This is a genomic window from Ammoniphilus sp. CFH 90114 (assembly GCF_004123195.1).
In the GTDB taxonomy this organism is placed as follows: domain Bacteria; phylum Bacillota; class Bacilli; order Aneurinibacillales; family RAOX-1; genus YIM-78166.
In genome coordinates this window covers 175,173-190,905 of sequence record NZ_SDLI01000006.1, presented here as the reverse complement: position 1 = coordinate 190,905, position 15,733 = coordinate 175,173, and the positions used below count along the sequence as shown (strand labels likewise).

Sequence of the window (15,733 nt, the reverse complement as noted above, 5' to 3'; positions counted from 1 at the left end):
GATGAATGGAATGGTTGGGACAAGAACCAAGAGAAAAGAAGATCCCCGTTTCATAACTGGAAACGGCCACTTCACGGATGATATTCATCTCCCAGGAATGACCTACGCTGCTATGCTTCGAAGTCCTCATGCACATGCACGTATAGTCAGTATTGATGTAAGTGAAGCATTGCAACACCCCCAAGTATTAGCTGTTTATACAGGGCAAGATCTATTAAACAAGATGAAATCGGTTCCTACCTACTGGTATGTACCGGGGTGCAATTTAATTGCGAAAGATCGGAACCCTCTAGCCATAGATAAAACACATTATGTTGGAGAAGGCGTAGCTTTTGTCATTGCGAAGGATCGCTATTCCGCCCGCGATGCTATAGAGCTGATCGAGGTGATTTACGAGGAACTACCAGTTGTAGTTAATCACGAGGACGCAATGGAAGAAGGAACCGTATTAGTTCATGAAGATGTCCCTAATAATATCGCCTTTCATTGGAAGCCCACTAGCGTGCCGGACGAAGTGTTTGAACAAGCAGAGGTGGTTGTAAAACAACGTTTTATAGAACAGCGACTCATCCCCAATCCAATGGAAACAAGAGCTGCAGTGGCCCAATATAACGCAGGCAGTGGGGATATGACATTATGGTGTACATCGCAAAATCCACACATTCACCGGAATGTATATGCCGACGTTTTAGGAATCTCTGAGGCTAAGTTACGTGTGATTTCTCCAGACATCGGCGGCGGGTTTGGGGCGAAAATTGGAGTATATACAGAAGAAGCGCTGACCGCCTATGCGGCTAGAGATTTGAACTGTCCAGTGAAATGGATTGAAGACCGCCATGAACATTTTATGGCAACGAATCATGCCAGGGACGAGATTATCGATGTCGAACTTGCCGGACAAAAGGATGGAACCATGACGGCAATACGGGTGAGAAACATCGCCAACTTGGGTGCCTATGTATCAACCATGGGGGCTGCCGTACCGACACTTTGCTTTGGTTTAATGGCTCCTGGCGCTTACGATATTTCCTTAGCTGGAGTAGAGGTCATTGGCGTTTACACCAACACTACGCCCACAGATGCCTACAGAGGAGCAGGCAAGCCTGAGGCTGCTTATCAAATTGAAAGAATCGTAGATTTATTTGCTGATAGCATTGGCATGGATCCTGTGGAGGTTCGGAAAAAGAACCTTATTTCGAAAGAAAAATTCCCTTATAACAGTGCTATGGGTTGTGTCTATGACAGCGGTAATTACCACGAAGCATTAGATATTGCACTCCAGATGGTACAGTATGAGGAATTTTTAAAACAACAGGAAGAACTCCGTAAGAAAGGTCGCTATCTAGGGATTGGATTCTCAACTTATGTGGAATTGTGTGGGCTTGGACCTTCTAAGGTAGCCGGCGCCACCGGATTCCAAGGTGGATTATGGGAGAATGCAACCGTCCGAGTTCATCCAACCGGAGCAGTCACGGTCTTTACCGGTACTTGTCCACATGGACAGGGGGAGGAAACAACATTCGCTCAAATTATTGTTGATAAATTTGGTGTGCCTTTAGAAAGCATAGAAGTCATCTACGGAGATACACAGATTATTGCTCAAGGTTGGGGTACCTATGGGTCCCGAACAACGGCAGTAGGTGGAGCTGCATTAGCTATTGCTGCAGATCGGGTGTTTGCAAAAGCCAAGAAAATAGCCGCTCATGAACTAGAGGTCTCTGAAGATGAGCTCAACTTTGAACGCGGAGTCTTTTCCCGTAAGGATTTGCCTGAATCCAAAAGAACATTCATTGAAATCGCCAAGTCGGCTAATATGTCTTGGAATTTACCTGAGGGAATGGAACCTGGATTAGAAGCTCAGGCGTTCTTTGACCCCGAAAATTTTGTTTTCCCGTTCGGAACACATATTTGTATTGTAGAAGTTGACGTAAAGACAGGCACAATCAACTTGCAACGTTATATCGCGGTTGATGATGTAGGCAACCTTATTAACCCGATGGTCGCGGAAGGGCAGGTACATGGCGGGATTGCCCAAGGTATCGGTCAAGCTCTATGGGAGTCTGCAGTATATAACGAACAAGGTCAGCTTGTAAGCGGTACTTTTATGGATTACACAATGCCTAAAGCCAGATTTTTACCTAAGATTGAAACTGCCTTTACCCAAACACCTTCCCCCGTTAACCCCTTAGGAGTTAAAGGAGTCGGTGAAACAGGAACTACAGCAGCTCCTCCAGCCGTGGTGAATGCCGTCATGAATGCTTTACAACCCTTTGGAATAAAAGCACTTGATATGCCTTTAACACCCGAAAAAGTATGGAAAGCCTTACAAAAGGAGGGGACAAAAGTTGATTCCTAACTCATTTGGATATATTAGAGCAAATACGGTCGAAGAAGCCATAAACTTGCTTAAGGAAGAGGGTGGCCAAGGAAAATTGCTTGCTGGTGGGCATAGTCTAGTTCCTTTGATGAAGTTCCGGCTAACCACTCCAACTAAACTCATTGATATCAGTAGAATTGCTGAACTGCGTGGGGTAAAAAAGCAAGGGGAAAGATTGGTCATTGGAGCTCTAACCACTTATAAACAAATACAAAACGATCAACTTGTCTTAGATCACCTTCCGGTCTTGGCGGAAACTGTCCGGCAAATTGGTGACATTCAAGTAAGGAATCGAGGAACCATTGGAGGAAACCTCTCGCATGCAGACCCAGCTGCAGATTTGCCAGCGTTAGCTTTAGCATTGGATGGATTAATTGAGCTCCAAGAAGAAGACGGTGCTCAGCTCATTGAAGCCGCTGACTTTTTCTTAGGACCTCTCGTAACCGCTATGTCGGACACAAGTATCTTAACCTCTGTAACACTAGCCATTCCGCCCGAACAGGCGAAGGGGACTTACCTCAAATATCCCCACCCGGCTTCAGGTTACGCTGTAGTAGGGGTTTGTGTTATCGCCAGAAAAAATGAACAAGGTGTCATAGATTATGCACGGGTAGCAATAAACGGTGCAAGTGACGTCGCATATCGTGCGACAAGTGTAGAAACTGCACTTGTGGGTGAACAGGCGACTCTTGAGACCATCAAAAAGGCTGCGGCATTCGCGGCAAACGATGCGGAAATGGGAGAGGATCATTTTGCTTCTTCGGAATACCGCAAGCAGCTATGTCAGGTATATACGGAACGCGCATTAAATAAAATACTGCTCTAGCATATTAGGAAAAGACAGGGGCATATTTTTACCCCTGTCCCCTTATATAAGAAAGGGGAGGTGAAAGGGACGTTGATAGAAAATCGTGAAGTGGCTAAGGCCGTCTACACCTCTCTTCGGGAGGGGCGTGGTGGAGCACTAGTTACCCTTATTCAAGTTCGTGGATCCGCCTACAAACGTGCTGGCGCTATGATGTTCGTTGATGCAGAAGGAAAAACCACTGGTTTGATTTCTGGGGGATGTCTTGAGAACGATGTAGCAGAAGTTGCTATGCAAGTTTTGGCTGATGGAATTCCTGTCATTCGACAATATGCAATGGATGAAGATGTTGTATGGGGGTTGGGGTTGGGTTGTCCAGGCACAATAGAGCTCTATATTCAGCCCGTTACGACAGATTCATCAAGAGTAATCTATTCCTGGGCAGAAAGTATGTTAGAGAATCGGGCATCTGTAATGTTTACTCTAATAAGTGAAGGGAAAGAGTTTGGGCAACAGATTCTCATTCATCAAGACAAGGAACCTACGGGAACTACTCAATACTTATTAAAAAAAGAGAGTTTGATGAAGTGGGCTTATCACAAGTTATCAGAACAAAATCCTAAATCAGAGTGCGATTCCATAAGATTGGGGAAGGGGCAGATCGTAAGCACGTTTGCCAATGTGTATGTCCCACCTATTGAACTCATCATCTTTGGTGCAGGGCATGATGCCATCCCTTTAGCCCAATTAGGGCATATCACCGGGTTTAAAACAGTTATTGTTGATCCCCGTGAGGCATTCAACCATGTGGAACGATTCCCCTATGCTGAGCGGAAGCTAATACACGGCGATTCTCTTAATACAGAACTGTTACCCATTAGTAATCGTTCCTATTGTGTCATCATGAATCATCATATTATTCGAGACGAGCAAGCGCTAAGCTTTCTATTGGAATCAGAAGCTGCCTATATTGGAGTACTAGGACCACTAGTGCGTAAGAACCGAATACTCGATAACATTAAAGGCCAAGGAAAACGGGTTCCAAAGCCAAAGATCTCTCGAATTCATGGACCTGTTGGCTTAGATATTGGAGCCTATACGCCAGAAGAAATTGCTATAAGTATCGTAGCGGAAATCTTAGCTGTACGTAATGATCACACCGGAGGATTCTTGAGAGAAAAATCACAGATCCACCAACATAGCTGTAACACGGTCCTTCAAGCATGATGAACTCCATTTCTGCCGTTATCTTAGCAGCTGGAATGTCTACCCGAATGGGGGAATGCAAACCGTTAATCAAGCATAAGGGTAAGACTTTCCTAGAACATGCGATAGAGCTAGCCCGAAGTGTCGAAGTATTCCAAATTGCAATCGTTGTCGGACACGAAAAAGAACGAATACAAGAACAAATTCAAATTCAGGATTCCCGCCTGCGCTGGATTTACAATCCAGACTACATCAAAGGACAATCCTATTCCCTCAAGGCAGGTTGGCATTCTTTAGGCTCTTCTCCAGGCGTTATGGTTTTCCTTGCCGATATGCCTTTGATAGAGAAAAGGACAGTTAACATGATTTTCGAAGAAGGAAGAAAGAAGTTGCATCAAAAATCATCCTTTGTTGTTCAGCCTTGCCATTATGGAACAAAAGGACATCCTGTCTTTTTTGGTCATATAGGATTAGATGCACTTGAGTTATTAGAAGGGGATACTGGAGGCAAATCTCTTATCTCTTCGGTTCCTAATTACTATGGGATAAATATAGATGATAAAGGGATCTATCGGGATTTCGATACCCCTGAAGAGTTAAATCAACTTAATAGTGAGGTGAATGTTCATGACGCGTTATGAGCACGGTGGAGATGAATTTATCTTTGTCGAATTAGCAGAAGAGATGAGCCTAGAAGCAAATTTTAAAGCTATGGCCATCACCAATAAGGTAAGAGAGAAGCAATATCCAGGTATCATTGATATTTGTCCTTCTAATGCGTCTTATATGGTCCGAGTTAATCCTGACCTTTTTCACCCTGAACAATTGATTCAGGAATTAAGAACTCTTGAACAACAAGTCACAATTGATGATTTTGAAATCTCAGCTCGAATTGTGGATGTACCCATCCTATTTGAAGATCCTTGGACGCATGAGGCTGTAATGAGATTTAGAGATCGACATCAAGATCCGAATTCGACCGACTTGGAGTATGCTGCTCGAATTAATGGTTATCAATCAAAAGAAGCCCTCATTCAAGCTATTACCGATTTCCCTTACCTCGTTTCTATGGTTGGCTTTGTTCCGGGACTGCCTTGGTGCTACCAAATGGTACCAAGAGAACAGCAAATTGAGGTGCCGAAATATGTTCGTCCACGTACCTTTACTCCAGAACGAGCGTTTGGCTTCGGTGGTGCATTTGCCGTGATATATCCTGTACAGGGGGCAGGTGGTTATCAATTGTTTGGAGTGGCTGCTGCTCCAATTTATCAAAAGGAACCTACTCTTCCCGATTTCCAGGACAGCATGACGTTCCCTCGTCAGGGTGATATCTTTCGATATCGTAAGATTGATCGTGATGAGTTTGATACCATTCGTATGCAAGTGGAACAAGGAACCTTCCGTTACCTAACCAAGGAGATAACCTTTACACCTCATGATGTAATACAAAATCCAAAGCAATTTTCAGAGAATGTGTTGGGGAGGTTGTACAGATGATCAAAGTTATCAACCCCGGTTTGCAGACGACCGTACAAGATTTAGGACGTATGGGATACTACGAAATTGGTATGCCACCTTCTGGTGCGATGGATAAGTATTCCCATCGGGCAGCAAATCTGTTAGTTGGTAACGATGAATTTGCAGCCACACTTGAAATCACCTATATGGGACCAACATTAGAATTTCAACAAGATGCTGTCATCGCCCTAACTGGTGGAGACATTCCACCGCGAGTTAATAACACTCCTGTTTCCATGTGGGAAACCATTCAGGTGAAGTCGGGCGATCAATTATCATTTGATTTCGTCAAACAGGGAGCAAGGGTCTATCTTGCTATTGCGGGAGGCTTTGAAGTCCCGACCGTTTTGGGTTCAAAATCTACTTATACCTTGTGCGGAATTGGTGGGTATGAAGGGCGAGCCTTACAAACAGGAGATCTACTAAAAGTAGGAGATGGGATGCAACGACCTGTACGAGTGGGGACTTGTGTGCCAAAGGGTCTTATTCCTGAGTTTAGCAGAACGCATGAGATTCGCGTGATCATGGGGCTATGCAGTTACAGACTTACGGACGAAAGTAAAGATCGCTTTCTCTCCCTTGAATGGACAGTTACCCCTGAAGCGAATCGAGTGGGGTACCGGTTTAAAGGAGAAAGACTAAATTTTGTACCTAGAGAACAACCGTTTGGTGCGGGGAGCAATCCTTCTAATGTCGTTGATCTAGGATATCCTATCGGATCTATACAAGTTCCTGATGGTGTGGAGCCAATCTGTCTATTAAACGACGCCGTGACAGGCGGAGGGTATGCAACCATTGCTACTGTTATCAGTACGGATCTCAATCGTATGGCCCAGATCAAGACCAATGAAAAAGTACGCTTTCTTCCTGTGACACTAGATGAAGCTTTGGAGGCAAGAAGGGTGCTAAATGATAGGCTCAATCAAATTAAACAAATAACAAATAAGTAGGAGGTTTGGTGTTCATGAGTGATCACACTGTTATGTCTCCGATTCCTGGAGTTTTTTACCGAAAGCCCTCTCCAGACCAAGAAGACTATGTGAAAGAAGGACAGCATGTGAATGCTGGGGATATCCTGTGCCTGATAGAAGTAATGAAAAACTTCTACGAGGTTAAGGCTGAAACGAACGGCGTTATCGAGCGATTTTGCGTTGAGAATGAAGATGTTGTAGATGCAGGACAGCAAATCGCCATTCTTCGAGTAGAATAATACAGCGAAGTGGAGGACTCTATGGCAACTTTTGAGAAGATTATGATCGCCAACAGGGGAGAAATTGCGCGAAGAATTATTCGCACATGCCGTAAGATGGGAATCAAAACGGTTGCCGTCTATTCTGAAGCAGATCTCGAAGCCCCATATGTAGAGGAAGCAGATGAAGCGGTTTGTATCGGACCAGCACAAGCAAAAAAAAGTTATTTGGACATAGAAAAAATCATTCAAGCAGCTAGGGAAAGTGAAGCGGATGCGATTCATCCAGGATATGGTTTTCTATCGGAGAATCCTCAACTCGTTCGCCGGTGTGAAGAAGAAAACATCGTTTTTATTGGACCGGATGCCCTGCAAATTGAACGCATGGGAAGCAAGATCGAAGCAAGACTTCATATGAAACAAGCGGGTGTACCAGTAGTACCTGGATGGGATGGAAAATTAGATCGTGTAGAAGACGCCCTAAGCATTGCAGAACAAGTAGGTTATCCTATTATGCTTAAAGCTAGTGCTGGTGGTGGCGGGATAGGAATGCAATTAATTCATTCCGAAGCAGATCTACGTAAATCCTTTGCTTCTACTATGCAACGAGCGTCGTCTTCCTTCGGTGATGGAACGTTATTCATCGAAAAATGGATTGAAAACCCTCATCATATCGAAGTTCAAGTCGCTTGTGACGCATATGGAAATGCTGTTCATTTATTTGAACGAGAGTGCTCCGTTCAGAGAAGAAATCAAAAGATTATAGAAGAAACACCCTCGCCTTTTCTCGATCCATTGACGAAGAAGCGTTTGCTTGAAACCGCATTAGCTGGTGTGAAGCACATAGGGTACAAGAATGTAGGAACGATGGAATTCATTATGGATGAGCATAAAAACTTTTACTTCCTTGAAATGAATACGCGGCTCCAAGTGGAGCATCCCATTACGGAAGAAACAACAGGAATCGATCTGGTTGAACTGCAAATCCGTCTGGCGGAAGGCGAGAAGCTACCATTTGTGCAAAGCGATATCCAACAGACTGGTCATTCCATAGAGTGCAGACTATATGCAGAGGATCCAAAGACCTTCTTTCCATCTCCTGGTACTATTCAAGAGCTTCACCTTCCGGACCAAGACGTTCGGTTGGATTTCGCTGTTAAACAAGGAACGAAGGTCAGTCCTTTCTATGATCCAATGATTGGCAAGATCATTACTCATGCTTCAACTCGCGAACTAGCCATCGAAAAAATGAAGGACTGTTTGAAGCAGGTAGAGGTCCATGGAATAACAACCAACCTTCTATTATTAGAACAAGTGATGGGCGATAGAGGATTTATCGAAGGGAACTATACGACTAGACTAGTAGAGTCTGTGTGGGATGAGGGAGGATCATAAGCGTGTTTAAAGTAGACCTTAATTGTGATATGGGAGAGAGCTTCGGCAATTATGTATTAGGAAATGATGAAGAAATGATGCAATATATTTCATCTGCGAATATTGCTTGTGGGTATCACGGGGGAGATCCCCATGTCATAAGAAGGACAGTCGAATTAGCGAAAAAGTACGGTGTAGGCATCGGAGCGCATCCCGGCTTTCCCGACTTAATGGGTTTCGGACGACGCTATATGACGTGTACAGCTGTGGAAATAAAAGACTACGTTACTTATCAGGTAGGTGCCCTGCGAGAATTTGCTCGTGCCAATAGGGTGAGGATTCAGCATGTGAAACCTCACGGCGCCCTATATATGAAGGCGATGGAGGACAAGACGATAGCTCGTGCCATCCTTGAAGCCATTGCTGAAGTGGACCCCGAAACCATTGTATTTGCACTGAATGGGTCGGAGGTCTATGAAGAAGCGAAAATCATGGGGATTCCCGTTGCAAGAGAAATGTATTCTGACCGACAACATACGGTAACAGGATCGATTGTGTTAACACGAAGTGGTCCGTTAATTCAGGATGTTCAAGCCATGGCAGAGCGAGTCGTAAAGATGGTCAAGGAAGGGAAGGTCATCGCCCACACAGGCGAAGAAGTCGATATGGTGGCTGACACCATTTGCATTCATGGTGATACACCCAGAGCACCTGAATTGGCGTCAGTTATTGTTAAAGAACTCAAAAAGAACGGGATTGGGATTTCTCCCGTGACAAAATTACTAGGAGTGGGCTAGAGAATGCCCCTCCTTCTTTTTGTATTAGATCAAAATCTAAAAAGAATGTCCATTACCTTTAATGTTTGGTATAATTTGGTTTGTAGGAATTACGGTTGATAAGGAGGACCTGTTGTGATTCTTTGGAAAGAGATTCTACAACCTATCCAAGTGATCATCTCACCTGAAGATACGTTGCTTGAAGTCCTTATTGCCCTGGAGCAAAATGAAGCCGAGATTGCCTTCGTTCATAAAGCGAAGAGGTGGCTAGGATACATTGATCGAGATCACTTGTTGAAGCAACTTACTACTCATTCGAATCTACACCAACCCATCCAGTACAGAATAGACGTTCTGAAAGTACCCGAACATGTACATGTAGAATCATACCATAATATTTCTGTTGTCCTCGGCATGGATGTGGAAGGTGCGGTCACGGGCTACAGTACGGTAAAACAGGCAAAGAGTCGAATAAACCAGATCCAACTTGAACACATGAATGGGATCCTTAACGGTGCAGGAGTAGGTGTCATCACGACAAATGAGAACCTTGAGATTCAATTTATAAATGAAACAGCGGAAAAAATATTGGGGCTTTCAAGGTCTTTCTTGCTTTACAGAAACTATAAGACACTCCTCACAGTGGACCGAGATTTAGAGGAAGTCCTTCAAGGCGAAAGGTTTGTAAGTGTGAACAGCTCCCTTAACTTTAAGCAGATCAGCGGGAATTTCACTCCCCTCTTCTTAGATGGAAAGATTACGGGACTTGTTCATATTTTCTTCCTCCGAGAAGAATTTGAAGAAGCTGTACAAGAACTGGAATTTGTAAGAAATCTCTATTCCGACCTACAGGCTGTTTACTCTTCCTCACACGAACAAATTCTTGTAGTGAATCCTGAAGGGAAAATCATCCGTTTAGCTGGTTCTTTCTTAAAGGAATTCTGGATGCTAGATTCATCGGATGATGTCATTGGACAAACAGTCAAACAATTCGAGAGCAGAGGTATATTCCAGCCTAATATTGTAGAGTTATGTCTGAAGAAGAAACAGAAACTAACCAGTATCCAAGAAACCATCTATGGAAGGAAAATCTGGTCTGTTGCAACTCCTATCTATCATAAGGATAAACTTGAAAAAATCGTGATTGTCTCTCGAGATATCACGAAAACGAATCAATTAAAAGAGAAGTTAAAGCTGGCTCGAAAAGCTAACGACGCGTACAAACAGGAGATAGACGAGCTACAAGCTAAGAATCAATTTTCACGTTCCCTTATCTATCGCTCACGGATTATGGAAGATCTAGTAGACGAAATGAAATTAATTGCCCAGGTTGATTCTACTGTACTACTAACAGGAGAATCTGGAGTAGGCAAGGAGGTCTTTGCTAGAGCGATTCACGAAACCAGCAGAAGAAGAGATCAACCACTAATACGAGTCAACTGTGGAGCGATTCCAGATAACTTAATAGAAAGCGAACTATTCGGTTATGAGAGAGGAGCTTTCACGGGTGCAGACCAAAAGGGGAAACCTGGATTTTTCGAACTAGCGAACGGCGGAACCATATTTTTAGATGAAATAGCCGAATTGCCTTTAAGTATGCAAGTCAAGCTGCTACGAGTATTACAAGAACGAGAAGTGACACGGGTAGGAGGTACGCGCACCATTCAAATGGATGTTCGTGTGATTGCTGCCACAAATCAAAATATAAAGGAATTAGTAAATGAGGGTCGGTTTAGAGAGGACTTATATTATCGATTAAATGTCATACCTTTACGAATTCCGCCTCTCCGGGAAAGAACGGAAGATGTCGTTTCCCTGTGCCTTCATTTTTTACAGCAGTTCAACCGCACGTACGAAAAGGACAAAAATTTGTCTAGGGAAGCTTTAGAGGTACTGGAAAGCTACGATTGGCCAGGAAATGTAAGAGAATTACAAAATATAATTGAAAGACTATTAGTGACTAGTAGAAAAGAATTCATCCAACAACAAGATGTGTTGAGCGTATTATATGGAGATTCAAAAGCAACACGCTCAAAACCTATGGTATACGAAATCATGCCACTTAAGGAAGCGGTTAAAGAGCTTGAGAATCAGTTAATTGAACTTGGGCTCAAGAAGTACGGAACCGCATCTAAAGTTTCGGAAGTACTTGGAGTTAGTCAGGCTACCATCAGTCGGCGTATACAAAAGATGATTAGGTAAATAGGGAAAGTGAGGACAAGTCATGTTTACCTTACCAGAGACACGATTTGAGTTTGGCGGTGACGAATACATATATGCTGAGATCTCTCGTGATATGAGTGCAGAAAGTAACTTCAAGGCCTTAGCCATAACAAAAGAGCTTCAGCGTAGAAACATACCAGGTATCGTCGATATTTGCCCCTCGAATGCTTCTTATCTTGTAAGATTCAACCCTGAATTGATATCACCACATGACTTACTAGATTATTTAAAGGATATTGATATAACGAAGAGTAATCCTGCTGAACTTAATCTTAGCATTCGAATGGTGGAGATCCCTACATGGTATGATGATCCTATATCTAAAGAATATTCTATGAGATCTAGGTCTCGACACCAAGAACCAGATCTATCTAACTTTGAGTTTGTCATGAAAGTAAACGGTTACAAAGATAAACATAGTTTCGTTAACGCCCATTCAAGTATGCCATACCTCATTACCATGGTCGGCTTCATCCCTGGTACAGCTTGGGAGTTCCCTCTCGGTTTAAGCCCTGAAGAAGTGATACAGTCACCCAAGTACCTGAGCCCTCGTACGGAAACTCCAAAGCAGGGTGTAGGAGTCGGCGGGGCTTTTACCGTCGTATATCCAGCTGAGGGTCCAGGAAGTTATCAATTAATCGGCATGTCAGCTGTTCCAGTGTTTGACCCGCATAAACGGCTCATCGACATGGGGGATTCCTACTTTTTAGCCCGCCCAGGGGACCTATGGAAGCATCGCGCTATTGAAGAGCAAGAATATAATCAAATAGTGAAACAAGTGGAGGACGGCACCTACCGTTACAGAATGAAACACATCGAATTTTCCCCTGAAGAGTATTTTGCTAAAGGGAAGATGTATATTGAGTGGTTAATGGAGGGTTTCTAGCATGTTAAAGATACTAGAGCCCGGTTTACACACAACGGTACAGGATATGGGGCGCTATGGTCATTACCACTTGGGAATGCCACCATCTGGTGCTGCAGATAAGTATTCATTCATGATAGGAAATTTATTATTAGGCAATCCCATTGATTATGCTGGACTTGAGATGACCCTACTAGGTCCAAAAATTCAATTTCAAAAGAGAACCGTGTTCGCTCTTACCGGTGCCCCAATGGAGGCTTTCTTAAATAACAAGAACGTTCCTTACTGGGAAGCTATTCAAGCGGAAGAGGGAGATATATTGTCTTTTAAATTTTCAAAGCAAGGTATTAAAACCTATCTCTGCATATCAGGTGGCATTCAAGTTCCAGTCGTCATGGGGAGTCGATCTACGTATATCTTAAGCCAATTAGGTGGTTTTGCCGGAAGAAAGCTTGAAGCTGAGGATATTCTCGAGGCAGGGGAGACACTTCCAGGAGTATTTAAGCAGGTTGGAAAACAAGTTCCCCAAGATTTTCTTCCTCTCTTTAAGAATAGTCAAGAGCTACGTGTTGTTATGGGGCTATCTAGTTATAGAATAAGCGATGAAGGAATCAAGGCCTTCCTAAATTCGGAATGGACAGTATCTACGGAATCAAACCGTGTAGCTTATCGGTATACTGGTGCTACGCTAGCCTTTAAAGGGGTTGATCCACCCTTTGGTGCAGGTAATAATTCTTCCAATGTAGTCGACATTGCCTATCCGATTGGAGCCGTCATGGCACCTAACCAGGATGAAATCATTGTCTTACTCAATGATGCCACATCTGGAGGAGGCTTTGTTACAATAGGAACCGTTATTAGCACAGATTTAGACCTAATTGCACAATCCCGGCCACAAACGAAAGCCAAATTTATCGCACTAACTGTAGATCAAGCGATGGAAGTAAGAAGGAATCAGCAAAAGAAAATGGCGGCTTTAACGGAAATTTTAAAGGTGTAAAACTTCTAAGGGAATAAAAGTACGCAAAAGCTTTCTCTGTGACTAGAGAAAGCTTTTTTAACTATTTATACGAAAATATAGACAAACGCTTTATTCCACTAGTCCATCCTGTGAATAGAGTAATATAGAATCTTCTTGTTTGTGATTAAACACAATCAGAAAGGATATGTGCCGGATGAAAATTGCCTATGTTGCACCTGAGACGCGTCCTGTACCTCCCGTTAAAGGGGGGGCCGTTCAGCTTTATATGGATGAGGTCCTTCGCAGAATGGCTAAGAAGCACCGTATCACATTGTTTTCACCTGGCGGGAAAAGGGTTCCTAATCCCTACAGGAAGAAAAAGGTTAAAGTTTATAGAATGAGTAGGAAAAATTACCTTTCCTCTGTTGCAAGACAAATAAAGAGATCTTCTTTTCATATCGTACACACGTTTAATCGTCCTCACTTTGTTTCCAAGCTTCGAAAGGCGGCACCAAAGGCCAAACATGTCCTAAACCTGCATAACCTCGTTAAAAAGAAAAAGAAAGGGACGAAGTTAGGAATAAAAAAGACTCATTTCTTCATCGCGAACAGTCACTTTACACGCCGAGATACCCTTCGTCGCTTTCGTATAAAAGGCAGCAGAATAAGAACTGTTCATCTTGGAGTGAACCCTAACAAGTATATCAATAAGTGGAGAAGCGAAGGGCGAGTCGCTCGCTTAAGGAGAAAATGGGGGGTAAATGGAAAAAAGGTCGTCTTATTCGTAGGTAAAATTACGAGAAAAAAAGGAATACACAGTTTAATTCGAGCGGCAAAGATTCTAAAGAAGAAACAAAAGAATCTCTTGATATTGGTCGTTGGAGGGCCGGATCATGGGGTCAACAAAAAAAATTCTTACTTCCGTAGAATAGAGCGACTCGCGTACAAAAAGCTAGGTAAAAATCGAGTTCGATTTACTGGATTCTTATCTTCGAGGAAAGTGGCAGAATGCTATGCTATTGCGGATGTCTTCGTATGTCCATCGATCTGGAAGGAACCTTTCGGAAGAGTGAATATTGAAGCAATGGCTTCTGGATTACCTGTAGTGGCATCAAACCGAGGAGGAATTAAAGAATCTGTTCGGCATGGGAAAACAGGTTATCTAGTTAACCCAAGAAATATAAAGAAGATGGCAAAATATATAAATCGTCTTCTCAGCAACAAATCCCGTCGCAGAAAAATGGGGTTGGCCGGCTACCGACTTGTCGCTAAAAAGTTTTCATGGCACTCCGTGGTAAGTAAACTAAATAAAGTTTATCAATCTGTTTAATAGGAGAGTGGTATACAGATGGCTAGACGAAGAAAAGTGGTAGCTTTTGTAAAAACCACTTATCTCAATCCTACAGAAACATTTATTTACGAGCGTATTAAAAATATAAGGCGTTTTAAGGGATACTTTTTAACAGATAAGATAAAGAATCGTAAGAAGTTTCCCTATCCACGAATCTACAAGATGAGAAAAATACGGAATATTCCTCGCTTTATGAAACAAAAAAGAACAGCTGTTATTCAAGCCTTTTTTGGACCTTCTGCTATTCGAATCCTTCCTTACAAACGAAAAACTTCCATTCCTCTGGTCAGTTCCTTCCACGGCAAGGACGTATCCGCTCGTTTGAGAGAAAGAGGTTATAAGCGCAAACTAAGATCCGTGTTTAGGCATAGCTCCCGTGTACTCGTAGTTTCAAGGGAAATGAAAAGAAAGCTTATACGTTTACAATGTCCCAAACGAAAAATTAGAGTAATAAAAACGGGCATCGACCTAAAAAAATTTCCCTTTAAGTTACGTAGGCCCCCAAGAAAAAATAACATTACTTTCCTAAGTATTGGACGATTAGTCCCGAAAAAAGGGATGGATATCTTAGTTCAAGCCTTTGCCCGAGTGCACCGCAAATATCCTAAAACCCGGCTCATCATCGTCGGTGATGGTAGTATGCGTTCTAAACTTAGAAGGATGATTAGAAAGAGAGGGCTAAAATCATGCGTAACCCTAAAAGGGAAGCTCTCTCATAAGGAAGTCCGTAAAGAGTTGAAGAAGGCTCATGTTTTTGTCCTAGCAAGTCGAACAGCTCGAAATGGCGATAAAGAGGGAATCCCTAATTCTCTAGTCGAGGCTATGGCTTCTGGCCTACCGGCCATATCTACGAACCACTCAGGCATTCCCGAACTCATTAAAGATGGAAAAACAGGATTTCTCGCGAAGCAAGGCAGCATTCGCAGCCTAACAAAGCAGATGATAAGGATGATTAAACAAAAGAAAAAGTGGAGAAAACTGACTCGATCCGCTCGCGCTTTCATAGAGAAAGAACACAATATCAAGAAGCAAGTGAGAAAACTAGAGAGGATCTACCAAAAAGTTGCAAAATAACTCCTTTTACCCTC

Annotated in this window: 14 protein-coding genes; all 14 read left to right on the top strand. The window is 43.0% G+C overall.

Annotated features, from left to right (window positions below; genetic code table 11):
• Position 1: 1 nt before the first annotated feature.
• Positions 2-2,356, top strand: a complete 2,355-nt coding sequence (locus tag EIZ39_RS15215) for a xanthine dehydrogenase family protein molybdopterin-binding subunit (protein ID WP_129200835.1) — start codon at positions 2-4, stop codon at positions 2,354-2,356.
• Positions 2,346-3,203 (top strand): FAD binding domain-containing protein, encoded by an 858-nt coding sequence (locus EIZ39_RS15210; protein WP_129200834.1) that lies wholly within the window; start codon positions 2,346-2,348, stop codon positions 3,201-3,203. The genes EIZ39_RS15215 and EIZ39_RS15210 overlap by 11 nt, the downstream gene beginning before the upstream one ends.
• 72 nt (positions 3,204-3,275) lie before the next feature.
• Positions 3,276-4,409 carry an XdhC family protein gene (locus tag EIZ39_RS15205; RefSeq protein ID WP_129200833.1) on the top strand — a complete coding sequence of 378 codons (1,134 nt, stop codon included), beginning with the start codon at positions 3,276-3,278 and terminating at the stop codon, positions 4,407-4,409.
• On the top strand, positions 4,406-5,029 hold the full coding sequence (locus tag EIZ39_RS15200; RefSeq protein ID WP_129200832.1) for a nucleotidyltransferase family protein: 624 nt from the start codon (positions 4,406-4,408) through the stop codon (positions 5,027-5,029). Before EIZ39_RS15205 ends, EIZ39_RS15200 begins: the two co-directional genes overlap by 4 nt.
• A complete protein-coding gene (locus tag EIZ39_RS15195; RefSeq protein ID WP_129200831.1) occupies positions 5,016-5,885 on the top strand; it encodes a 5-oxoprolinase subunit B family protein in 870 nt (289 codons plus the stop codon). Before EIZ39_RS15200 ends, EIZ39_RS15195 begins: the two co-directional genes overlap by 14 nt.
• Entirely contained in the window at positions 5,882-6,856 is a 975-nt protein-coding gene (locus tag EIZ39_RS15190) for a 5-oxoprolinase subunit C family protein (protein WP_129200830.1), read from the top strand. Before EIZ39_RS15195 ends, EIZ39_RS15190 begins: the two co-directional genes overlap by 4 nt.
• A 14-nt stretch (positions 6,857-6,870) precedes the next feature.
• Positions 6,871-7,116, top strand: coding sequence for an acetyl-CoA carboxylase (locus tag EIZ39_RS15185; RefSeq protein WP_129200829.1), 246 nt, complete (start codon positions 6,871-6,873; stop codon positions 7,114-7,116).
• Between the two features lie 21 nt (positions 7,117-7,137).
• Positions 7,138-8,490, top strand: coding sequence for an acetyl-CoA carboxylase biotin carboxylase subunit (locus EIZ39_RS15180; RefSeq protein ID WP_129200828.1), 1,353 nt, complete (start codon positions 7,138-7,140; stop codon positions 8,488-8,490).
• A gap of 2 nt (positions 8,491-8,492) precedes the next feature.
• A complete protein-coding gene (locus tag EIZ39_RS15175) occupies positions 8,493-9,266 on the top strand; it encodes a LamB/YcsF family protein (protein WP_129200827.1) in 774 nt (257 codons plus the stop codon).
• A gap of 114 nt (positions 9,267-9,380) precedes the next feature.
• Entirely contained in the window at positions 9,381-11,447 is a 2,067-nt protein-coding gene (locus EIZ39_RS15170) for a sigma 54-interacting transcriptional regulator (RefSeq protein WP_129200826.1), read from the top strand.
• Between the two features lie 22 nt (positions 11,448-11,469).
• A complete protein-coding gene (locus EIZ39_RS15165; RefSeq protein ID WP_129200825.1) occupies positions 11,470-12,354 on the top strand; it encodes a 5-oxoprolinase subunit B family protein in 885 nt (294 codons plus the stop codon).
• A 1-nt stretch (position 12,355) separates the two neighbouring features.
• The gene (locus EIZ39_RS15160; protein ID WP_129200824.1) at positions 12,356-13,333 is read left to right on the top strand and encodes a 5-oxoprolinase subunit C family protein; all 978 of its coding nucleotides are present in this window, start codon (positions 12,356-12,358) and stop codon (positions 13,331-13,333) included.
• A 175-nt stretch (positions 13,334-13,508) separates the two neighbouring features.
• On the top strand, positions 13,509-14,624 hold the full coding sequence (locus EIZ39_RS15155) for a glycosyltransferase family 4 protein (RefSeq protein ID WP_164985116.1): 1,116 nt from the start codon (positions 13,509-13,511) through the stop codon (positions 14,622-14,624).
• 18 nt (positions 14,625-14,642) lie between these two features.
• Positions 14,643-15,719: a glycosyltransferase gene (locus tag EIZ39_RS15150; protein WP_129200822.1), complete on the top strand. Its 1,077-nt coding sequence runs from the start codon at positions 14,643-14,645 to the stop codon at positions 15,717-15,719.
• The last annotated feature ends 14 nt before the right edge of the window (positions 15,720-15,733 follow it).